At 39.9% G+C, this 21,709-nt stretch carries 17 protein-coding genes; 1 reads left to right on the top strand and 16 read right to left on the bottom strand.

Annotation, left to right across the window (positions count from 1 at the left end):
- Positions 1–44 precede the first annotated feature (44 nt).
- The 16 genes from BM012_RS12840 to BM012_RS12765 all read right to left on the bottom strand — a co-directional run bounded on the left by BM012_RS12840 (position 45) and on the right by BM012_RS12765 (position 20,299).
- Positions 45–617, bottom strand: a complete 573-nt coding sequence (locus BM012_RS12840; protein ID WP_061805339.1) for a cob(I)yrinic acid a,c-diamide adenosyltransferase — start codon at positions 615–617, stop codon at positions 45–47.
- 3 nt (positions 618–620) lie between these two features.
- Positions 621–1,043, bottom strand: a complete 423-nt coding sequence (locus tag BM012_RS12835; RefSeq protein WP_061805338.1) for a bifunctional adenosylcobinamide kinase/adenosylcobinamide-phosphate guanylyltransferase — start codon at positions 1,041–1,043, stop codon at positions 621–623.
- On the bottom strand, positions 995–1,612 hold the full coding sequence (locus tag BM012_RS12830; protein ID WP_061805337.1) for a histidine phosphatase family protein: 618 nt from the start codon (positions 1,610–1,612) through the stop codon (positions 995–997). The genes BM012_RS12835 and BM012_RS12830 overlap by 49 nt, the downstream gene beginning before the upstream one ends.
- On the bottom strand, positions 1,570–2,343 hold the full coding sequence (locus BM012_RS12825) for an adenosylcobinamide-GDP ribazoletransferase (protein ID WP_061805336.1): 774 nt from the start codon (positions 2,341–2,343) through the stop codon (positions 1,570–1,572). The genes BM012_RS12830 and BM012_RS12825 overlap by 43 nt, the downstream gene beginning before the upstream one ends.
- Positions 2,340–2,891, bottom strand: coding sequence for a bifunctional adenosylcobinamide kinase/adenosylcobinamide-phosphate guanylyltransferase (locus BM012_RS12820; protein ID WP_061805335.1), 552 nt, complete (start codon positions 2,889–2,891; stop codon positions 2,340–2,342). The genes BM012_RS12825 and BM012_RS12820 overlap by 4 nt, the downstream gene beginning before the upstream one ends.
- A complete protein-coding gene (gene cobD, locus BM012_RS12815; protein ID WP_064505022.1) occupies positions 2,876–3,961 on the bottom strand; it encodes a threonine-phosphate decarboxylase CobD in 1,086 nt (361 codons plus the stop codon). Before cobD ends, BM012_RS12820 begins: the two co-directional genes overlap by 16 nt.
- On the bottom strand, positions 3,939–4,919 hold the full coding sequence (gene cbiB / locus BM012_RS12810; RefSeq protein WP_061805504.1) for an adenosylcobinamide-phosphate synthase CbiB: 981 nt from the start codon (positions 4,917–4,919) through the stop codon (positions 3,939–3,941). The genes cobD and cbiB overlap by 23 nt, the downstream gene beginning before the upstream one ends.
- A gap of 108 nt (positions 4,920–5,027) precedes the next feature.
- Positions 5,028–5,975: an ABC transporter substrate-binding protein gene (locus tag BM012_RS12805; RefSeq protein WP_061805333.1), complete on the bottom strand. Its 948-nt coding sequence runs from the start codon at positions 5,973–5,975 to the stop codon at positions 5,028–5,030.
- Between the two features lie 341 nt (positions 5,976–6,316).
- A complete protein-coding gene (locus BM012_RS12800; protein ID WP_061805332.1) occupies positions 6,317–7,000 on the bottom strand; it encodes a 4'-phosphopantetheinyl transferase family protein in 684 nt (227 codons plus the stop codon).
- A gap of 47 nt (positions 7,001–7,047) precedes the next feature.
- Entirely contained in the window at positions 7,048–8,463 is a 1,416-nt protein-coding gene (locus BM012_RS12795; RefSeq protein WP_061805331.1) for an MDR family MFS transporter, read from the bottom strand.
- The gene (locus tag BM012_RS12790) at positions 8,460–8,681 is read right to left on the bottom strand and encodes an MbtH family protein (RefSeq protein ID WP_061805330.1); all 222 of its coding nucleotides are present in this window, start codon (positions 8,679–8,681) and stop codon (positions 8,460–8,462) included. The genes BM012_RS12795 and BM012_RS12790 overlap by 4 nt, the downstream gene beginning before the upstream one ends.
- Positions 8,665–15,792, bottom strand: coding sequence for an amino acid adenylation domain-containing protein (locus BM012_RS12785; RefSeq protein WP_061805329.1), 7,128 nt, complete (start codon positions 15,790–15,792; stop codon positions 8,665–8,667). The genes BM012_RS12790 and BM012_RS12785 overlap by 17 nt, the downstream gene beginning before the upstream one ends.
- Positions 15,793–15,808: 16 nt before the next feature.
- The gene (locus tag BM012_RS12780; RefSeq protein WP_061805328.1) at positions 15,809–16,690 is read right to left on the bottom strand and encodes an isochorismatase; all 882 of its coding nucleotides are present in this window, start codon (positions 16,688–16,690) and stop codon (positions 15,809–15,811) included.
- Positions 16,691–16,706: 16 nt separating this feature from the next.
- Positions 16,707–18,326, bottom strand: a complete 1,620-nt coding sequence (locus tag BM012_RS12775) for a (2,3-dihydroxybenzoyl)adenylate synthase (RefSeq protein WP_061805327.1) — start codon at positions 18,324–18,326, stop codon at positions 16,707–16,709.
- Positions 18,323–19,498, bottom strand: a complete 1,176-nt coding sequence (dhbC, locus tag BM012_RS12770) for an isochorismate synthase DhbC (protein ID WP_061805326.1) — start codon at positions 19,496–19,498, stop codon at positions 18,323–18,325. The genes BM012_RS12775 and dhbC overlap by 4 nt, the downstream gene beginning before the upstream one ends.
- A 21-nt stretch (positions 19,499–19,519) precedes the next feature.
- Positions 19,520–20,299 carry a 2,3-dihydro-2,3-dihydroxybenzoate dehydrogenase gene (locus tag BM012_RS12765; RefSeq protein ID WP_061805325.1) on the bottom strand — a complete coding sequence of 260 codons (780 nt, stop codon included), beginning with the start codon at positions 20,297–20,299 and terminating at the stop codon, positions 19,520–19,522.
- Positions 20,300–20,745: 446 nt separating this feature from the next.
- On the opposite strand from BM012_RS12765, the gene BM012_RS12760 reads away from it, so the two are divergent.
- A complete protein-coding gene (locus BM012_RS12760; protein ID WP_061805324.1) occupies positions 20,746–21,702 on the top strand; it encodes an ABC transporter substrate-binding protein in 957 nt (318 codons plus the stop codon).
- Positions 21,703–21,709 lie beyond the last annotated feature (7 nt).

Below are 21,709 nucleotides of genomic sequence, written 5' to 3'. Positions count from 1 at the left end.
TTTCTCATTACTATAATTTTACTATTATAGCATGAGATGAACGTTTACTTCGTATTATTTGGCTTAAATACTTTAGCACTTCTTACATATTCAACATCACTTACGTTTGCACGTGCATTTGCAGCCCGTGCCGCTGCGAAAAAGTAATCTGATAAACGGTTAAGATAAGATAAGGCGCTTTTATTAATTTCGTGTTCTTTACTTACTGTAACAACAAAACGCTCCGCTCTTCTTGTAACTGTACGACAAACGTGAAGCGTTGCAGCAAGCTGCGTGCCCCCTGGGAGAATAAATCGTTCAATTGCTGGAGATTCCTCCATATAGCGATCAATGCTTTTTTCAAGCTTCTTGCTCATCTCGTCACTCACTTTAAACGGATGTCCTTTCTTCGCATATGCAAGGTCGCTGCCACAATCAAAAAGCTCATGCTGAATCGTCAGAAGCTCTTCTTTCATGTCCTCTAGCTCTTTCTCTTTAATAAGAGAGGCTGCTTGCCCCACAAAACTGTTTAACTCATCAATTGTTCCATATGCTTCAACCCGCATATCGTCTTTATCAACGCGTCCTCCTATTAAACTTGTTTTTCCTTTGTCACCTGTTTTCGTATAAATGTCCATTTCTTATTCTCCTTTCAATCGTTCCTGTATTCCATACCAAATGTAATCAACTGTTGAAGCTGCCTTTATCATATCCTGATAAATATATCCGCAAACATCGCGGAAATTACGGTCTAACGGCTCCATTGGCACAATTCCCTTGCCAACTTCTGTGCCAATTAAAACAAAGTGAGCTCCTTTGTCTTTTTCCTCTTTTTTTATCTTCTCTATGATTTGCCTAGCAAGACCTCTTGTTTCATTAATAGAGAGGGTTTTTATCCTTTCTCTAACCCATAAAGTAAATCCTTCTATTATGTACACTTTCTTATGAAAAGCCAAAGAGCGGCTGAGATGCTGAAATGAAAGAGTCTCTGTCTGTTCCATCGCATAATATTCATCTACCCACTGACGCTTCCCGTTAAAAGCCCCTCCGAATACGAAATGCACGACTCATCCCTCCTTACTCTTTCATACGTCATCTTCCACGTAATAGCTTCTGTATAACCAATATTCAGGTTCCAAAACACGTTGTTTTCCTTTAGAAAACGCTCGTGTAAAGAGCGAATAACGCCTCCATGTGTTACAATGACCAACTTTGTTTTTCCACTTTTCTTTAATTCGTTCAAACTGTAAAGAAGGGCTTGATTGATGCGCTCTTTGAAGTCTGTATAGGTTTCACCGCCTGGTATTTCACGTGTAAAGGGATGATCCACCCATTTTCGGTACTGTAAATTATCTTTTAGTTCATTATACGTTTTCCCTTCCCACTGTCCAAAATGAAGCTCGCGCCACTCTTTAAAAGAATGATAAGGAGCTTTTGGAAAGAGAGCTTCTGCTGTTTCTTCACAACGTTTCAAATCGCTTCCTACAACAAGTACATCCTCTTTTTCATATGGGGTAATCTTCGCTAATGCTTCCTCTAAAAGCGGTGGATTGCTCCATCCCATATATGCTTTTCTTTTATTATATGCTGTTATGCCATGACGAACAGCTGAAATAACCACATGATGATCCATAAAAAAGTTTCCCCTCCTTCAATCGTTGCTCCGATACTGTCTCCTGTAATCCCTCCAAACTGGCGCTGGAAAAAGATACGAGCACAAAATGTATAGAGCAAAAGAGCTCCACCCAAAACGAAACAAAGCAGCGGAGAAACAAAAGCACAAAATCCGAAAAAAAGCAGCACTTCAATCCAAAATCCTCTTTTTATAGGAGGCGTGATTCCACTTTGAAAATAAAAAGCGAGTCCACTTTCTTTTGCAGACTTTGTATACATAAGTAAAAAAGCAGAAGAAAGCCGAGCGCCGCTTAGAATCATCACAAAAAGCAGCAACGAAACTTCTTCAACACGAACAAGCTCATAAATAGCCATAAACCGAAAAGAAAGCAAAACAAGAAGTGAAATTACCGCAAAGGCCCCTATGTTTGGGTCACTTAAAATGGCAAGCTTTTTTTCTCGGTTTTGATGAGAAAAGTATGCATCACTAACATCCATCCAACCATCAAGATGAAGCCCTCCTGTAATGATGATCGGAATAAAAAGAAGGAGAAGCGAAAAGACAAGCGGAGAAAACAGCTCTTCTCCTTTTATAACTCCGCTCAATAATAAGGCTAAAACGCCACCTAAAACAGGAAGAAAAAGCAGTGTTCCGGCTACTTTTCTCTCTGTCCATTCTACTCTTTTTCCTGCTGGAACGATTGTAAAAAAGCTTAGTCCAATTTTAATCATTTCAATGAGTTTTTTCATAGATGTATCTGTCCTTTTTTCAGCCTAGGAATTCCTCCCACAATCTCTCCTGCAACATCCGCTCTTTTGACAATCTCCACATGAAAACGACCTAGTGCTTTCATATAGTTTGCCGTTACTCCTTCTTCGTATCCTCCTTGAAAGATCTCATTTGAGACAACAATGAGATGACGCACTTTCTTATGCAATGCTTTGACTTCATCTACCATATTAGCTACAATCCATTCCCAGTTTGACGGCCAATTGTAAGAAGGTGGTGTAAACAGTTCATTAGCAAGCCAGTTTGTTGCACAATCTAGGAGCACAACGTCCGTTTCTTTTAAAGATGGAAAAAGAGTAGACATGCCTTGTTGCTGTTCTAACGTACGCCAAGGCACTCTTCCTTCCTTTCTCGCAAGCTTGTGAGCTTTTATTCTTTCTTCCATTTCAGCATCTGTTTTTTTACTTGTTGCAATATATACGGCTTCTTTATTAAGTAAACGCTCAACAAGAGCTTCTGCATATGTAGATTTCCCGCTCCGGACGCCTCCTGTTAGAAAAATGAGCATTGTTTCTTAACCTTCCCGAGCACGTGTAAAAGGTGCTCATTTTCCTCCCGTGTTCTCACTGCTAATCGAATGTAGCGTCCTTCTAACAAGCGGAAATTTTCCGTATGTCTCGCAACAATTCCTTCTTGAGCTAGATATGATAAAAAGGCTCTCTCCTCAAGTTCTTCTGGTATTTTACATAAATAGTAATTAGTGTACGATGGAGTAAAAGAAAAGCCAAGCTCTCTTAATCTATGAAATACAAACTCTCGCTCGTTTTTCACAAATTGAACTGTTTCAGCTACAAACTCATGCTCATTAATAAGCTTCCCCCCAATGTGCTGAGCCATTCCGTTCACGCTCCATGGCGGCTGCTTTTCTTGCAGTACTTTGACTGTTTCTTTATTACTTATAATATAACCTAAACGCACGCCTGGAATATGATACATTTTTGTAAGAGAGCGCACAATAATAACAGGATACCCTTTTTGCACATAAGAAACAAAAGAAGGACTTTCGCCTGTAAAGTCAGCAAAGGCTTCATCAATCACAACTGTTGTACGACTTTCTTTCGCTTTTTCTAAAACGAGTTCCCATTCTTTTTCAGGATACATCATTCCAGTCGGATTGTTAGGGTGACAAACAAATAAAATATCAACCTTCTCTATTTCTTTTAAAACAGCTTCAATATTCCACTGCCAATCTCTTTCTTCCTCTAATGAAAGATGCCGTATTGTGCAGCCATATGCAAGACATGCCCGCTCATATTCTACAAATGTTGGCTGAAGAATGCTTGCCTTTTTATTTGCAAAAAGAGAACAAATTAAGAAAAAAGCTTCTGCTGCTCCATTTGTACACAAAATGTGTTCACTAGCTGTTTTTTCCCCTAAAGCAATGTAACTTGCTAGTGTTTCTGCATGCTGCTCTGGATACGAAAACATCGATTGATTTCTTTCTTCTATTCCTTCGTAAAGAGAAGAAGGAATCCCAAGTGGGTTAACGTTCACACTAAAATCATAATAAAGCTCTCGATCTGGAACATTGAGCGCTTTTAAAAAGTTTTTTGGGTTAGCTCCATGTGAGGGCAACAAAAAGGCCACCTCCAATTAAAATAAAAACAGAATAATAAAGAACGCCTCGGTTCATAATTTGAATTGTCTCTTTAATCATAGACGCCTTCAGTTCTTGATCAGGGTTTCCCATATGTGCTCGATGTGAGACAACTCCTTTATATGTATTCACTCCACCAAGCCTAACGCCTAAAAGTCCTGCAACAGCACTTTCTAAAAAACCACTGTTTGGACTCGGATGCTTGCGGGCATCACGTTTAACAATCGATAGAACTTCTTTTAACGTATACTTACTTTTATGAATATAGCCTAACACAAGAGCGAATGCTGTTGTGCGGCTTGGAATTAAGTTTAGTAAATCATCTAACCGGGCACTGCAGTAACCAAATTCCATGTACTGCTTATTTTTGTACCCTACCATTGAGTCACACGTGTTCACTGCTCTATAAAATAAAGCAAGAGGAGCTCCACCAAATAGAGCAAAGAAAAGAGGAGCCGTTATGCCGTCACTTACGTTTTCAGCTACCGTTTCAACCGTAGCACGCGTTACTTCCCCTTTTGACAACGTGTCTGTATCTCTTCCTACAATCATTCCAACACTAGCACGAGCTCCGTCTATATTTTCTGCATGAAGCGGCTCATGGACTTCAAGGGCTGCTTTTTCAAGCGATGTTCTGGCAATTGTTGTTGAAATAAGAAGGCCTTCTATTACAATGCCAAATATGTATGATAAATGATAGCAAAAATAAATGAAAATTCCACTCGCTATAACGGTCCAAAAAAACAAAAAAAGCGGTGGGGTGATCCCTTTCAATTTTCGGTGTTTCCCTCTATTAAAAAGGCGATCACACCATGAAATTTGGGCTCCAAAAAAACGAACAGGGTGTGGCCAATGCTCAGGATCTCCTACAATAAAATCAATGAAAAGAGCGAGAACAATAGCAGCAAGATGTGCAAAAATAATTAATGAAATATCCACTCTCTTTCTCCTTTTCTCTTCAATATGAAAACGCGAAACTTTTCTAAATGTTCTGTCGGTTAAAATCATAAAGAAGGCCAGTCCCCTAAGGAGACCAACCTACTCTTCTTACTTGTAGACTTCTGGATATACGGCTTTAGCCATATCTTCTAGTCCATTAACAAGGCGTGGACCAGGACGCGTCACTTCATCAGAATTGAGATCTGTAATGCTGTTTGTTTCTACAGCTTTAACAGCCTCAAAACCAGGACGCTTTTTAATATTTGCTACTGCGTTTTTATCTATTGATCCATAGGTTGTTAAAATAACATCTGGATTTAAGGCAACAACATCTTCTTTTGAAAGCTGTACCCATCCTTCTTGATCTTTCGCTGCATTTTCAGCTCCGATAAGGGTTAACATTTCGTTCATGAATGTCCCTTCTCCTGCTGTGTAAAGGTCAGAAGAAATTTCAACCCAGACTTTTTTCTTGTCTTTCACTTCTTTTGCCTTATCCGTAATTTCTTTGACACTCTCTTTCATGTCAGCAATCGTTTCTTCCGCCTTCTCAACATGACCTGTTAAAGCGCCAATTGTTTCAATTGATTGGTATGTAGCATCAAATGTTTGAGCATCTTTAACAACAAATACTTTAATTCCTGCATCTTCAAGCTGTTTATAAAGATCTGAACTGCTTGCCATTGTAGAAGCATGGGCTAAAACAAGATCCGGGTTTAGAGAAATAATTTTCTCTACGTTTGGCTCCATGCCGCCAACAGATTCCTTCTCTTTTACTTCTTTCGGATATGTATCATTATCCGTCACACCGACAACTTGTTTTCCCGCTCCAATGTTGTATAAAATTTCTGTATTACTTGGAATAAGAGAAATGACTTTTTTCGGCTGCTTTTCTAGCTTCACCTTTTCACCGCGTGCATCCTCTATTGAGACTGGATAAACTTTGTCCTGCTGTACAGAAGCGCTATCGTTTTTCGTACTGCTATTGTCATTGCCGCCTGAATTACATGCACTAAGCACGAGTACAACGGCAAATAAAAGCATATAAAGCTTTTTCACTTCTTTTCCTCCTTCTACTTCCTAAAGATTCCGCCTTTCTTCCATATGAATGAACTTCTGCTTATGAAGAATACGACCTCTCCTCTTTTTCAGTCACAAAAGAGAAAAGCTCGTTCTGTAAAAACACATTCTCTATTTCAGAAAGTTGGCTAAAGCTAGTATATCCTACATATTTTGAAAAGAAAATAGTTGAGGAAATAAAAACAGGGGAAGGCTTTCTGACAAGCTTTTTCACACGGCTTATAAACCTTGCTATAGTGAACATATCATATGTGACTCTCGTATGATACGTAAGGGGTGAATGGTCTATTGCTCAGGCTTTTAATACGGCCTGAGTCTTTTTATGTTAAAAAAGAAAGAATTTCAGCGAAGGAGACGACAACAGGAGGAAGAAACTCTTCTTTACTTGTTCTCTCAGCACAAACTGCTAGCTTATACGCTTCAAGATCGTATATTTTGCAGAAAAAATCTTGAATCTCATGTCTTTCTTTTTCACAGACAAAGGTTGCTCCTTCATCGTTCCTTTTGACAGAAATAGTATCAGGACTAATCGTAAACCCTTTTCCAACGGCTTTTACATAGCTTTCTTTACTTGCCCAAAGCTCGTAAAAATACTCCTTGTCCTCCTTCATGATTCTTTCATATTCTTCGCTTGTAAAAGCTATTTTTGCAACGTCCTCTTGTTTATCTTTTACTTCTTCAATATCAACCCCTACTTCACGATCATGAAAAGCACAAGCAACCCATTCCCCCGAATGTGAAATATTAAAAAATGAAGACGGATTTTCTTTAATATATGGTTTTCCATAAGCATTTTGAGTAAACGTACACATTGGCTGAGATGGATGTTTTCTCTCATAAAGAAACCGAACAAGAAGTTCACCAAGAGTTGTACGATATTTGTCACTAAGATGATAAAGTTTGGAGACCTTTTCTTTTTTCCCTTGCGATACTCCTTGCAACAAGAAGTTTAGCTCTTTTTGTTGTAAAAGATGGGGTAATTTGCATAAGTACACTTCAACCATATTGATTTCCTTTCATGTGAAAAAGAGGAGAAGATTCTCCTCTTTTTTTACTTTTTAATTTGAGCAAGTTCTGCTCCTTTTTTATGCTTTACTGTAGTCTTTTCTCGTGCTCCTACTGTTAAGGAAACTAAAAAAGCGATAAATAAAATAAGAGCCGCTCCTCCTAATGAGGCTTGATAAGGAAGTAAACTTTCTCTTGACGACGATCCAAATTGGAATAGGGCAATAATTCCTGCAAGTACCGCTAACCCAAGGGAAGAGCCTAATCGATTTTGCACTTGAAAAAGTGTTGTAGCCCGCCCCATTGAAGAAGAAGAAACATTCGCAAAAGAAGTAAACTGCACAGTTACAACAGCATGTCCAAGTGAAACTCCTATACCAAATAAGATGATACGAAACACCCATGGATTAGCGATTGATCCTGCAAAACTTAATAAAACAAAAAGAAGAGCAGCAACTAAAAGACCTGTGGAAATGACGTTTTTGGCTCCCCACTTTTTGTTTGAAAAAGGAACAAGTCTTGATGCAAGCATAAGTCCCAATGCTTCTGGAAAAAGGACAAGCCCACTTTCAAGCGCAGAAGCTCCAAGCGCACTTTGATACATGAGAGGAAAAACGTACAGCATTCCAAGCAGTCCGCCAGAAGCTAAAAAAGAAATCATACACATTTTCTTAAAATTGTCTTCAGCAAGAAGGCGGAGAAAAAGCATAGGCTGCTCGATTTTCAATTCCAAAAGAACAAAGAATGTTAATAAAACAAGGCCAGCAATTCCTGTTATTAGAACCACAGGGGAAAGACCTTCACTCGGAGCTTCAATAAGGGCATAAAGTAAAAAACATAAACCAGGTGCGCTTAGTAAGAAGCCAAGAGCATCGAATTTACCTGCTTTTTGTTCCTTATGCTCCTTCAAGAAAAGAAGTGCAAAGATAATCGTAAAAAGGCCAAAAGGTACATTAATATAAAAAATCCATCTCCATGAGGCCATGTCAACGAGTAACCCACCAACAACAGGACCAATGGCAGGCGCAACGGCAATTGGAAGCAAAAGCGAGCGAGATGCTCTCGCTCGTTCTTCCTTTGAAAAAGTTCGAAAAAGCATGGCCATTCCAACAGGTGTTAAAAGCCCTCCTCCAATCCCTTGGAGAATACGAGAAACATTTAGAGCACCTAAACTATTTGAAAGTCCACAAAGAATGGACGCCCCTGTAAACAAACTCAGCGCAAGAATAAAAATCCGCTTTGTCCCGAACCGGTCTCCAAGCCATCCTGAAAGAGGCAAAATAACCGCAAGACTCGTAATATAGCTTATATTCAAAGAACTTGTCGCAGACGGGGAAATACCGAACTCTCTGCTTATCGTTGATAACGCTACATTCACAATCGTGCCATCCATGGCAGCCATAAACATTGCTGTTACATAAATAATGCTTATGACTGTTTTTGGATGAAGCTCTTTTCTCATTTTAAAACTCCGCTTGCTAAAGATTCTTTTAACGAGAGTGGACGCATATCTGTCCACTCTTCATTAATATAAGCTAAGCACTTTTCTCTCGTGTCTTCTCGGTAAGAAATTTCCCAACCAAGCGGAATATCTAGAAAAGCAGGCCATAAAGAATACTGTCCTTCTTTATTTAGTAATACAACGTACAGTTCATCATCACGTTCAAATGGATTTGACATGCGTTTTCTCTCCTTCATTTTCAATTCTTTCAAGCGCTTGTGCTAAAAGCTCGCCTATTTCAGCGAGAGGCTTCGGCTGACACATATCTTTATGACGACAATCGATGTCATACTGCTCAATTTCTCCATCTAAATACGTCTTCCATGCATCTGGTGAAATAGGATCAAACCATTCTGGAATAATCGTTGATCTAAAGAACATAAGATTTCCTTTAAAGGACTGTGGCTTATACTCTCCTAAAATACGAACCGAGTTTCGGTACGTTTCCTTCAAGCGTACAATTGTTTCGTCACTAAGGCTTGCTAATGCACTTCCATCTTTTTTCAGTATGTTAATGGCGCTTTCCATTGTGAGCGGTTCGTTTTCTCCAAAATGGTCTGGATCATATCCCCCGAGCGCTAAAAGAGCGATAAGAGCTTCTTCTTCATCAGGCCCGCCTTTTAATGGTAAGAAATGACTTGGATATGCATCAAGCAAAGCAAGCAGACGTACTTCTTCTCCTTCACGTTGAAGTCTTGTAGCCATGGCATGCACAACGTTCCCGCCGAGTGACCAACCAATAAGATGATATGGCCCATGAGGTTGAACGGTGCGGATTTCGTTTACGTAGTCTTCTGCCATTTCATCAAGCGTACGTGGGAATGCATTATCTTCTGAAATTCCTCGTGCCTGCAGTCCATAGATTGGATAATCAGCAGATAAAGCTGTCATAAGTCCCGCATAGCACCAGCTTAATCCTCCAGCAGGGTGTACGCAGAAAACAGGATTGCGCTGGCCACTTTTTCGAAGAGGTAAAAGAACGTTGAGAGAGTTCTCTTCTCCACCTTCATCAATCTGTCTTGCAAGCCCTGAAACGGTTGGGGCTTCAAATAAATGTCCAATATTTAATTCCACACCAAGGGCATCTCTAATTTTTGAAATAAGCTCAACAGCTAGAAGTGAATGCCCTCCTAGGTTGAAGAAATTATCATGAATGCCAACACGTTCTAACTGAAGGACGCGCGTAAAGATATCGCAGAGCAACTCTTCTTTCGGCGTACGTGGATAATCTCCTTCTCCTTTGTAGTTAAAGTCCGGAAGCGGAAGCTTTTTGACATCAAGTTTTCCATTCACCGTAAGCGGAAACTCTTCCATCTCAATGAAAGCCGTTGGAATCATATAATCAGGAAGGTGATTTCTTACGTGAGTGCGAATTTCTTCTTCTTTTCCTTCTCCATTAGAAGCAGGGATATAGTAAGCAATTAGCTTTTGCATTGAAATTTCTTCTCCTCCAACAACAACAGCGGCACTTTCAACAAACTCGGACTGAAGCAATACAGATTGAATCTCGCCAAGCTCAATTCGGAAACCGCGAATTTTCACTTGATGATCCGCTCTCCCTATATAGTCCAGCGTTCCATCGTGACGGTACCTGGCTTTATCTCCTGTTCGGTACATGCGAGAACCTTCTTTGCCATATGGATTAGCTACAAATCGCTCTGCAGTTAACCCTGGACGATTTAAATAACCCCTTGCAAGTCCCTCTCCACTTACGTACATTTCACCAATAACGCCTGGAGCAACAGGACGCAGGTAATCATCTAAAACATAGATCCCTAAATCTTTTATATTTTCACCAATTAAGCTATTTCCATGATAAGAAATGCTTTCAAGACCTAATTCTAGGAAACTTACATGCACGGTCGTTTCGGTAATTCCATACATATTAATAAGCGTTGGCCTATTTTCCTCATGACGGCTATACCACTCTTCTAGACGCGAGAGATCGAGAGCTTCACCGCCAAATATAATAAATCGAAGCTTCAATTCTTCTCTTAGGTTCTCATTCTCTCTTTCTTCCCTCATAAATTGATAGAAAGCAGAAGGCGTTTGATTCAGAACCGTGACACCCTCACGTACAAGCAACTGAAGAAACTCTTTTGGAGATCGACTTACAGTATGTGGTACAATAACAAGCCTTCCTCCTCTAAGAAGCGCTCCCCATATCTCCCATACGGAAAAATCGAAAGCATAGGAGTGGAACATCGTCCAAGTGTCATGCTCGTCAAAATGGAACCATTCTTCTGTTGAGTCTAATAGTCTGATCACATTGTGATGTGGAATCACAACTCCCTTTGGTTTTCCAGTCGAACCTGATGTATAAATAACGTAAGCAGGATGATTCCTTTCCAATGAAGAAAGTCGTTCTTTATCTTTCACATTATAAGAAGAATAAGAGCTAACATCTTCTCTGTCTAAATAAAGCGTGAATCCATCCTCAGCGGGAATCGTAATCGTGCTGTTAGACAATGTGAGAAGACCTGAAGGCTTTGTATCTTGCAAGATAAACTCTAATCTGTCACTTGGATATGTTGGATCAAGCGGAACATAAGCAGCACCTGTTTTTAATACGGCTAAAATACTGACAATCATCTCTACAGATCTTGGTAAACTTAAAGCAATAAAGTCTTCAGGACCGACTCCTTTTTCAATAAGAGAGCGTGAAAGTCTATTTGCTCGTTCATTCAGTTCTCCATAAGTTAAATAATTTTCGTCGAACACAAGCGCAATATTGTCACGATAGAGACGTGCTTTCTCTTCAAATAATTGAGCAATTGTAGTCGGACTGTCTTGTGTAGCGATGCTTGGTTGTTTTACTAGTTTTGTTTTTTCTTCCTCTGTTAAGATATCTAAGAAGGAAATGTGCTCATCTTGATGATCTACGGCTTCTTCTAAAAGTTTGCACCATCTTTCGACCATTTTTATGGCACTCTCTTCTGTAAACAGATCTTTGCTATACTCTAAAAAGCCGTGAATTCCTTGCTCACTTCCGTTTTTGTCATACTGCTCGCGCAGCTCAATTGTTAAATCAAACTTTGAAGCTCCCACATTAGGCATTTCCACTTCTGCTTCTGTTCCCTTAAGCGCGAGAGAAGGTTCTGCCGTATTTTGTAGAGCCAGCATAACTTGAAACAAAGGGTGTTTTGATCTTGAACGCGTTGGATTTAATTCTTCTACTAGTCGCTCAAATGGTATATCACTATGCTCATATGCATCTAAGTTCACCTTGCGAACGCGTCCAAGCAATTCACGGAACGTAGGGTTTCCTGATGTGTCTGTTCTAAGGACAAGTGTATTAATGAACAAACCAACAAGCTCTGTTAAAGCATCGTCATTTCTTCCTGCAACAGGTGACCCAATAGCAATATCTTCTCCTCCTCCAAGTCGCGTGAAGAGAGCGGAAAGTCCTGCTTGCAGTACCATAAACAAGCTTGTGCCATTTTCTTTTGCGATTGCACTAAGTTTTTGATGAAGCTTGCTTTCAACTGAAAATGGAACCGTTCCACCTTGATAGCTTGACTGAACTGGTCGTGGGTAATCGGTTGGAAGCTCGAGCTCCTCTGGCAACTGTGCCAACTCTTTTTTCCAAAATGAAAGTTGTTCTTCAATTCGGTCTCCTTCTAGAAAATTCTTCTGCCATAACGTATAGTCCTTATATTGAACAGGTAGCGGCGTAAAACTAGGCGTTTCTTGCTGACAACGAGCGTTGTATGCAAACGCTAAATCTTTCATAACTGGCGCAAGCGACCATCCATCACAAGAAATGTGGTGGAATAACAGCAACAGTACGTGTTCTTGTTTATTTAGGCTAAAAAGATAAGCGTGAAACGGCGGTTCTTCTGAGAGACGGAACGAATAGCGAATAGCCTCTTGAAGCTCCTCATCAAGTTCACATTCTTCTACTTCCTTTACTGTCAAAGGTAACAAGCGTTCCTCCCTTATTTCTTGATAAGGAACTCCTTCTCTTTCTTTATAAAGAGTGCGAAGTGGAGCATGTCGTTCAACTACATCTCCAATTGCTGATTTTAGCGACGTAACGTCAAGTTCTCCTTTCATTTTAGAAACGACTGGAATGTTATACGTTGGACTCCATCCTTCTAAATAATGAAGAAACCATAAACGCTGCTGTGCAAAGGAGAGTGGCACTTCTCCACTGTAATTCACTTTCTGAATAGGTGGTCGAGCTGCTTTTCCCTCTTCTAGTAGAACGGCAAGCTCGGCTACTGTACGATGATCAAAAAGCGCGCGTAAACTAATTTCCACACCAAACGTCTTACGAATACGCATTAATAAAACAGAGGCTAATAGAGAGTGACCTCCAAGATGGAAGAAATCATCGTCAATGCCAACGCTTGTCACCCCTAGTACATCGATAAATAAATCTCTTAGCATCTCCTCCTGAGGAGTACGTGGCGCTCTTCCTTCTAGAATCGAAATGTCTGGCTCTGGTAGAGCCTTACGATCAATTTTTCCATTTGGAGTTTGCGGAAGCTTATTCATCGTCATAAAGATAGCTGGGACCATATATTCTGGTAATTGTTCACTAACGTACTGACGCAACGCTCGCGTATCAACTTCTTCTCCCTCTAGAGGAACAATATAAGCAACAAGCTGATCTGAGCCAGCATCTGTTTTCCGTACAATAACGGTACTATGAGATACAGTTTCATAAGCTGAAATCACGTTTTCAATTTCTCCCAGCTCAATTCGGAAGCCGCGCATTTTGATTTGATGATCCGCTCTGCTTACATATTCAAGTGAACCATTTTTACTAAATCGCACAATATCACCAGTGCGATACATTCTTGTTCCAGGTTCAAAAGGATTTGCAATAAAACGTTCGCTTGTTAAAGAAGGTCTATTAAAATAGCCATGAGCAAGTCCTTCTCCCCCAATATAAAGTTCACCAAGCGTACCGTACGGGACAGGCTGTAAAGCGCTATCTAACACATACATTGTTGTGTTCAAGATCGGTTTCCCAATGTTTGGTGTCTCGTTACCATCTTTAGAGAATGTGACAGAAGACGACCAAATCGTAGTTTCAGTTGGACCATAAAAGTTCGTAACTTCGCAATCTAGTTCTCGGAAATGTCCTAAGAGATCCCCTGATAATGCCTCTCCTCCGACAAGTACGCGAAGTCCTCGTACGGCTTCTCTACTATAGGAAAGAAGGGCTCGCCATAACGTTGGTGTGGCTTGCATAACCGTTACCGCTTCTTTTTGTAGGAGTGATGCAAGCTGTGCTTGATCTTGTACTTCTTCCTTTTTCGCGATCACACACTGTGCGCCGCTTAAAAATGGAAGATAAAGTTCAAGAGCTGAAATATCAAACGAAATGGTTGTTACAGCAAGCAACTTATCCTCTTTTTTCATCGAGACATCATGCTGCATAGCATGCAAGAAGTTGACTAAACTCTTTCTTGAAATGACAACCCCTTTTGGATTTCCTGTTGAACCAGAGGTATAAATCATATAAGCAGGAGACTCCTCTGAAACAAAAACGGTTTCTTCCCGAGTGTCCCCATAAGAGGCGAGTTTATACTGAACATGTTCTTCGTCTAGTACAAAACGATCTACTGTTTGATCATCTAAAGAAGGGGCAGACTTCTCATCTGTTAAAACAAGCGAAGGATTTGCATCCTGAAGCACGTAAGAGATTCTTTCTGCTGGATACTCTGGATCAATTGGAACATAGGCGGCACCTGCTTTTAATACAGCAAGCATTGAAATAGCCATATCTACCGATCGATCCATCATAATCCCAATAAAATCTTCGCTCTTTACTCCGTGCTCTCTTAGCAAACGAGAAAGTCGATTTACTTTTTCATTTACTTCTTTATATGTAAGAGAAATAGAGCTGTCTGAAAAAGCCGTTCTTCCCTCATATTGTTCTACACTTTGTTCAAAGAGTTCTACTAGCGTTTGAGGTGGAAGCTCTGCAGTGGTATCGTTATATTCCGCTAACTGCGCTTGCTCTTTTTCAAGCAAAAGAGGTACTTTTCCAACGGTAAGAGATGTTTGGCTTTTCATAAACGTTTGAAGGAGCTGTAAGAAACGTTCGCTATGAAGGGCAATATCTTCTTTTGTATAGATAGAAGCATTTCCTTCTACATCAATACGCAGACCATTTTCATCTTCTTGGTCGTATACGTTAAAAGTAATATCATCAACTGGACCTGTTGCAAGCTTATGTGTAGTAGCTTTATATCCTCCAAAATTCAGCGCATATTGAAAAGGCATAATATTAATTTGTGGACCAAAGATACGTTCATTCCCGCCGACTTTACCTAGCTTTCTTCGCAGCTCCTCATGTCTGTAGCGACGGTGTGGACGTATTTTTCGCATCTCGCTTGAAACAGCTTCGACAACGTCTAAAAAATTCATGCTCGAAGTAATCTGCAGACGAAGAGGAAGAAGATTCAAAGCCATCGTTGGAACGTTCAGAGCAGCAGACCCTAATCTGTTCATCATTGGTAAACATAGTACAACGTCTCTTGTCGATGTTAAACGATGGATGTAAACCGCGAGAGCTGCTGTAATCGTTTCATGCCAGTTTCTGCTTGAGACAGAAGATGATTTTACTTCTCTAACAATGTTGCTTGGCAAATATACGGTATGTTGCACAATATCTGAAGAAGGATTAGAAACCTCTTCCCCTAAACTCACAACATCAGGGTTATCTTCAAAATAGTTCATCCAAAAGCTCTCATCATCGTAAAACTTCTTTGATTGGTGATACGCTATGTCTTCTTCTAAGACGTTGGTGAAAGGAGAAAAAGTTCCTGCCTCTTTCTCTCCCTTAAGAAGAGATGTATAAAGGCTTGCTACTCTTTTTGTGATAAGTGAAAAACCAAATGCATCCATAGCAATATGGTGAATGCGCTGATACCAGAAGAAGCGCTTGGACTCTATTTTAAAAACAGCTTGTAAAAAAAGAGGATCTTTCTCTAGTGAAATAGGCTTAGCTAAGTCTTCACGCATCCACTTCTTTGCTTTCTCTTCTGCATTTTCTTCATGACTTAAATCTATGTAATGGACGTTCACAGGCTTTGAGTCATCAAGGAGTTGAAAAGGTCCGTTTTCATCCTCTGAATAAGAAACGTGCAGGGCATCGGCTTCTGAAACAGCTATTTCAATTGCTTCTCGAAGCTTTGCAACATCTACCTCAACATTAAGATCTATGTATTCACCTGTGTTGTATATCGAATTCTTCGGGTCTAACTGTTGCGCAAACCAAATACCAGATTGCGCGCCGGACAGAGCCCAGCGCGTTTTTTCACTCTTCTTCATCTCATCAACTCCCTAATCATTCTACTTTTGCATACGTTTTTTCTTTGCCTTGTGAAAGCAGTTTCGTCCATGCGGCTATCGTTGGTTGCTCTGCAAGCGTCATGAAGGTAATCTCTTCGTTATGATTTCTCCATTCTTCGACAAGACTCATAATCCGAATAGAATCCAATCCTAGATCTGTTAAATCGTCATTGTCATCGATTTCTGATTGGGAAATTTCAAGAAGAGAAGCTACCTTTCCTTTTACGTCTATTCCATTTTTGCTTTCTAACTGATGAATTAAATTGTTTGTTGATAATGTAAAAGCGCATCGTTCTGAAGCATACTTCAGTGCCATATTGTGGTTTTCTAAAGAAAAATCTCCGAGTGCATCGCCAACAAAAAAGGTTTGGATATCTTCCATAAATGCTTCTCCTGCCGTTATCAAGCAGCCAATATGTGCATAAACACCGCAAATGATAAGCTGATCGCGTCCTTCTTTTTTCATTCTTTCTAACAAGTCCGTGCGTTTAAAAGCACTATATCTCCACTTTGTTAGCACAACATCCTTTTCTGAAGGTGAAAGCTCTTTTAAAATCGACGTTTGTTCTGGATCATCTTTCAATCCTTCTCCCCAAAAGTCTTGTAACAGCGCACGATCACGAGGATCTTGGTTTCCAGGCTGAGCTGTATAAACAACAGGTATACCGAGGTTATCGCACGTTTTTTTCAATAAAGCAATGTGCTCTACAAGCTCGGGAACTGGCGACTGTTCTCTATCAAAAGAATTTAGGAAATATTCCTGCATATCATGTACAAGCAGGACGGCACGGCTTGCGTCAGGCGTCCAGTTTACTCTGTTTTTTGGAAAATCTTTTTCAGTTGGCATAGTGTATGATGTAATAGATGGAAGACCCATCAAAATCACTCCTTTTTTATACTAAAGTTTGTTGGTTAAGCTTTTCTTCAATCATTTGTCGTAAACTCTTTTTATCCACTTTTCCAAGCGGTGTTTGCGGGAACTTTTGGACAAATTCAATTCGGTCTGGAATTTTAAATGCCGCAAGTCCGATCTCTTTTAGAAACTTTTTAAGACTCGCTGCTTTCACTCCCTCACGATGCGGGATAATGTAAGCGCATGAACGCTCTCCTAAAAACGGATCTGGCATAGAAACAATCGCCGCATCATAAACATCCTCATGTGCAAGCAGATGGTTTTCTACTTCTTCAGCCGCAATTTTCTCTCCGCCGCGATTAATTTGATCTTTATGGCGTCCTTCTACTGTGATGTAACCCTCTTCATCTACTTTGACAAGGTCACCTGTACGGTAAAATCCGTCTTTTGTAAATGCTCGCTCGTTATGAGAACCGCCTTTATAGTAACCTTGAATTGTATAAGGACCACGTGTTAATAGTTCACCAACTTCAGAGATTCCAACGATTTGGTCGTTTTCGTCTACAATGCGAATTTCATCGTACTCTGACATCGGTTTTCCTTGGGTGAAGATTACCCGTTCGTCTGAATCATGAAGACGCGTATAGTTTACAAGACCTTCTGCCATTCCATACACTTGTTGAAGCGTGCATCCAAATGCAGGAGAAATACGTTTTGCCGCCTCAGCGCTTAGCTTCGCACCGCCAACCTGTATCACTTGTAAACTTGATAAATCTTCATTTCTCGTTTTTCTTGCTTCTAGCCAAATAAGCACAACAGGAGGAACAACACCTGTAATTGTGACGTTTTCCTTTTCGATAAGTGAAAAGGCTTCATCAGGGCTAGGATCTCTCGCAAGAACAACTTTCCCTCCCCCATATAGCGTTCCAAGTACACCTGGTGAGCTTAAGGGATAGTTATGCGCAACAGGAAGAACGGTAAGATATACGCTATCTTCATTCATTCCGCAAATTTCATTGCTTTTTACCAAACTATAAATATAGTCATTATGCATTCTCGGAATCAGTTTTGAGCGTCCTGTGCTTCCTCCTGATAGCTGGAGAAAAGCAAAGTCATTTGGCCCAACATCCCCTGTAAAAGAAGCCTCTTTTTCATACACATCGCTAAGTGAGAGGAACTCTTCTGCTTCTCCTACTACAATGATGTGTTTTAAAGAAGAAGCCTCTTTTTGAACTTCACGTGCAAGCTTACGGTAATCATATCCACCGTGCTTATCGTAAATAATGTAAGCAGTAGCTTCTGCAAACTCACAAAAATAGTGAATCTCACTATAGCGGTGTGATGGCAAAGCAAAAACAGGAAGAACACCTAACCGGAATAAAGCAAAGCATACTTCAAAGAACTCTGCTTCATTTGGAAGCTGCAGGACGACTTTATCGCCCTTTTTCAATCCAAGCTTTTGAAATCCAGCGGCAAGCTCATCTGCTTTTTGATCTAATTCTCTATAGCTCAACTCTTTTGTGCTGCTTTTTACAGCTATTTTTTCTCCATATGTTTTAGCGCGGTCTTTCAACATGCTGCCAAACGTTTCGTTTGTCCAACATTCTTTCTCATAAAAATGAAAAAGCTCTTCCGGCCACGTTGGAAATCCTGACGTCATTCTTTTTCCCCCTCATTAATCCCCATTGCTCGCAGCATTGTTTTAAACTTCGCTGCTGTTTCAGCTCGCTCCTCGCTTGGAATGGAACCTTCAACAATTCCAGCACCAGCGAAAAGACGAAGAGATTCTTCTAGTACTTCAGCACAACGAATCGTTACAATCCACTCTCCATCTCCATTCTCATCGCACCACCCTACAGTTCCAGTGAAAAAGCTCCGGTCAAATGGCTCAATATCCTGAATCTTCTGACGAGCTTGCTCAGTCGGTGTCCCGCATACAGCAGGTGTTGGATGAAGCACATGAGCAAGATCAAGCGAAGAAATGCTGTCATCTACTACTTCTCCTGTTATCTCTGTTGATAAGTGCCACATTGTTTCGGTATGAAGCAGCTCTGGTTTTTCTGGTACATGTAGATTTTTACAATATGGCTTAAGTGCCCGAGCAATTTCTTGAACAACAAACGCATGTTCATATAAGTCTTTTTCAGAAGAAAGAAGCTCTTCACTTCTTCGTTTATCTTCAATCGGATCTTTGCTTCGCGGTCTTGAGCCTGCTAGAGGATTTGAAATAATTTGGTTGCCATGTTTGGCAATTAAGAGCTCAGGACTTGCTCCTACAAGCGTTTTATTATCTACCTCATCACTAACGTTAGCGGCAAATGTATAACCATGCTGATTTTTTGAAGCAAGCTTATATAAAAGCTCTGGTACGTTAATTGCTTTTGAAGCGGATACTAACAGGGAGCGAGCTAGAACAATCTTGTTGATTTCTCCCTCTCGGATACTTTGTAATCCCGCTTTTACTCCCTCTTCATATTCTTCTCCGCTTGGAAAAGAGCGTACTTCATATTGAATGTCCTCGTTAGAAAAATCGTTTTCGTTCACTTTTTCTGTTTTCTCAATATGAACATGTTCAGGAATGATAAGCTTAGACGGTTGAGACGGCAAAAATGGAATGGCTCCAACAGCAATTGGCTTCTCATATCCTTGTTGTTTTGCATTATGTAATAATTCTTTTACTGTGCTTGGTATTTGGTTTCTTTCTGTAAAAGGGACTTCTTTTACTTTTCCCTTTCCGAGTAACGTTTTTGTTGGTGAAGAAAAGAAAAAGTCTCCTTTCTCATACTGTTCAAGCAATGGTTTTGTAGCTTCCTCCATTACACTTTGCTTCATCTTTTGTTCCTCCTTTTAAGGTTACACACCTAGGGTTGCGCCCCCATCGACGCACAAATTATTCATCGTAATATGACCGGCTTTGTCAGACGATAGGAATAAAACGGCTTCTGCAATATCTGACGGAGTTGCTATTTTATGAAGAGGGATACCCGTTTTATACGTTTCAAGCGAACCTTTAATAACGTTTTCTTCTCCTTTTTCGTCTTGCCATAGCAACTTCAGCATTTCCGTGTTCGTTGATCCTGGAGCTACAATGTTACAACGAATTCCGAACTGAGCAAGCTCTAATCCTAGGCATTTTGTGAACATTGTTGCAGCTGCCTTTGATGAAGCATAAGCAGCCATATCTATTCTTGGCATATGACCTGCATTTGAACTAACCGTTACGATAGAACCACGACGTCTATTGATCATATAGCGACTCACTGTTCGAGACATAACAAATACTCCTGTTGTATTGACTGCAAAAGTTTCGGCCCAATCCTCATCGCTAAGTTCAACTGCTTTTCCCATCCGAAGAACGCCTGCAACGTTTGCTAAACATTCAATAGGCCCTATATTCCTTTCAATATCATCAATTGTTTCTTCAACATCTTTGCTTTTTGTAATATCTACTGAAAAAGCTTTTGCCTGATAATGTTCACTTTTTAAACTTTCTTCAACAGCGCGAAGATTTCGAACATTTCGATCTAATAAAGCTACAAAGAATCCTTCCTGAGCAAATCTCCTTGCTACTTCTTTCCCAATCCCTTGAGCTGCTCCTGTTATAAGAGCAACACTAGGCTTTCCTTCACCCATATCTTCACTTCCTTCTCTTCTATGCTGAAAAATGGTCTTAGTAGCACTCGATCAATTGATAATGATTTTCACTATCGTTTGAACAGTTCAAATGATAATACTTCTCAACTATTCCCGTCAACCCTCTCAAACTTCTTAAAGAAAAAAAACAACTTTTCGACTATTTTTCTTTAAAAGCCGAGAGCTATTTTATTTTTTAAATTCCCTCTTATATATAAAGACTTTTCTCTTCTTCCACACTTCTTTTTCCTTTATTTTCTAAGTATAAAGACCTAAACATGTTACCTAAAGAAGCTTTTTATTTTTATTTTTTTCAAATTCTTCCTTGAATTTTGGACGAATTCTCGCTATATTTGATAATGATAATGATTATCAATATCACGATTAAGAGAGGAGAACACGCTATTTTAGCTGTACATAAAAAAAATATAAAAGGGGTTCAGAACATGAAAAAGAAAATTGCTCTAATTGGAATGTCTACTTTACTTACACTAGGACTTGCTGCATGCAACACAGAAAAAACAGCTCAGCAGTCTGATTCAAAAGCAGAAGAAACAAGTACAAAGGAACAAACAATCAAATATTTAGGAAAAGAGTACACTCTCCCTGCTAACGTGGATAAAATTGCAGCAGCAAGCTTAGAATCTATGGAAGATTCTGCGGTGCTTGGCATTAAGCCAGCAGCTACGATTACAGTAGGTGGGAAAACACCTGAATATTTAGCAAAAGACTTAGATGGGGCTACAGGCATTGGGGAAAAAATGCAGCCTGATGAAGAAACGCTTCTCAATGTTGATCCTGACGTTATTTTATGGACATCAAAGTCTCCTGAAAACGTGACTGAAAAGCTAAATAAAGTAGCTACAACAATTCCATACTCTCACGTTTCAGCAAATTGGAAAGATAACTTGCTTCTTTTAGGAGGGCTAGCAGGGAAAACAGACAAAGCGAAAAAGGTTATTAGCGACTATGAAAAAGAAGCAGCTCAGTTAAAAGAAGATATTAGTGGATCTGTAAAAGATAAAAAAGTACTTCTTGTACGCGTACGTGGTGGTAACTTGTATGTTTACCCACAAGATGTATATTTTAACTCTTCTCTATACAATGATTTCGGCATCAAAGTACCAGAAGAAATTAAGCCTGTGAAAGCACAAGAGCTTGTTTCACTTGAAAAACTTGCAGATATTAATCCAGATTACCTTTTTGTTCAGTTTGCAGATAGCGAGAATGCTAAAACACCAAAAGCATTAGAAGATCTTCAGAAAAACCCAATTTGGAAAAGCATAAAAGCAGTGCAAGATGACAAAGTATTTGTAAATTCTGTTGATCCTCTTTTACAAGGTGGAACAGCTTATAGTAAACAAGAGTTCTTAAAAGCAGCAAAGAAAGACTTAACAAAATAATGTAAGG

This window comes from Priestia endophytica DSM 13796 (genome assembly GCF_900115845.1).
GTDB classification, from domain to species: domain Bacteria; phylum Bacillota; class Bacilli; order Bacillales; family Bacillaceae_H; genus Bacillus_I; species Bacillus_I endophytica.
The sequence above is the reverse complement of the archived record's forward strand: the minus strand, read 5'-3'. Positions and strand labels throughout refer to the sequence as shown.

What these genes read in the sequence shown, in the direction of transcription:
- BM012_RS12790 (WP_061805330.1), bottom strand. Translation starts at nt 8,681, where the DNA reads ATGTCAAATCCATTTGAACGTGATGATGAACTGTACGTTGTATTACTA.
- BM012_RS12785 (WP_061805329.1), bottom strand. Translation starts at nt 15,792, where the DNA reads ATGAAGAAGAGTGAAAAAACGCGCTGGGCTCTGTCCGGCGCGCAATCT.
- BM012_RS12780 (WP_061805328.1), bottom strand. Translation starts at nt 16,690, where the DNA reads ATGGGTCTTCCATCTATTACATCATACACTATGCCAACTGAAAAAGAT.
- BM012_RS12840 (WP_061805339.1), bottom strand. Translation starts at nt 617, where the DNA reads ATGGACATTTATACGAAAACAGGTGACAAAGGAAAAACAAGTTTAATA.
- BM012_RS12760 (WP_061805324.1), top strand. Translation starts at nt 20,746, where the DNA reads ATGAAAAAGAAAATTGCTCTAATTGGAATGTCTACTTTACTTACACTA.
- BM012_RS12830 (WP_061805337.1), bottom strand. Translation starts at nt 1,612, where the DNA reads ATGGATCATCATGTGGTTATTTCAGCTGTTCGTCATGGCATAACAGCA.
- BM012_RS12800 (WP_061805332.1), bottom strand. Translation starts at nt 7,000, where the DNA reads ATGGTTGAAGTGTACTTATGCAAATTACCCCATCTTTTACAACAAAAA.
- dhbC (WP_061805326.1), bottom strand. Translation starts at nt 19,498, where the DNA reads ATGAAGCAAAGTGTAATGGAGGAAGCTACAAAACCATTGCTTGAACAG.
- BM012_RS12820 (WP_061805335.1), bottom strand. Translation starts at nt 2,891, where the DNA reads ATGCTCATTTTTCTAACAGGAGGCGTCCGGAGCGGGAAATCTACATAT.
- BM012_RS12775 (WP_061805327.1), bottom strand. Translation starts at nt 18,326, where the DNA reads ATGACGTCAGGATTTCCAACGTGGCCGGAAGAGCTTTTTCATTTTTAT.
- BM012_RS12765 (WP_061805325.1), bottom strand. Translation starts at nt 20,299, where the DNA reads ATGGGTGAAGGAAAGCCTAGTGTTGCTCTTATAACAGGAGCAGCTCAA.
- BM012_RS12825 (WP_061805336.1), bottom strand. Translation starts at nt 2,343, where the DNA reads ATGAAAAAACTCATTGAAATGATTAAAATTGGACTAAGCTTTTTTACA.
- BM012_RS12795 (WP_061805331.1), bottom strand. Translation starts at nt 8,463, where the DNA reads ATGAGAAAAGAGCTTCATCCAAAAACAGTCATAAGCATTATTTATGTA.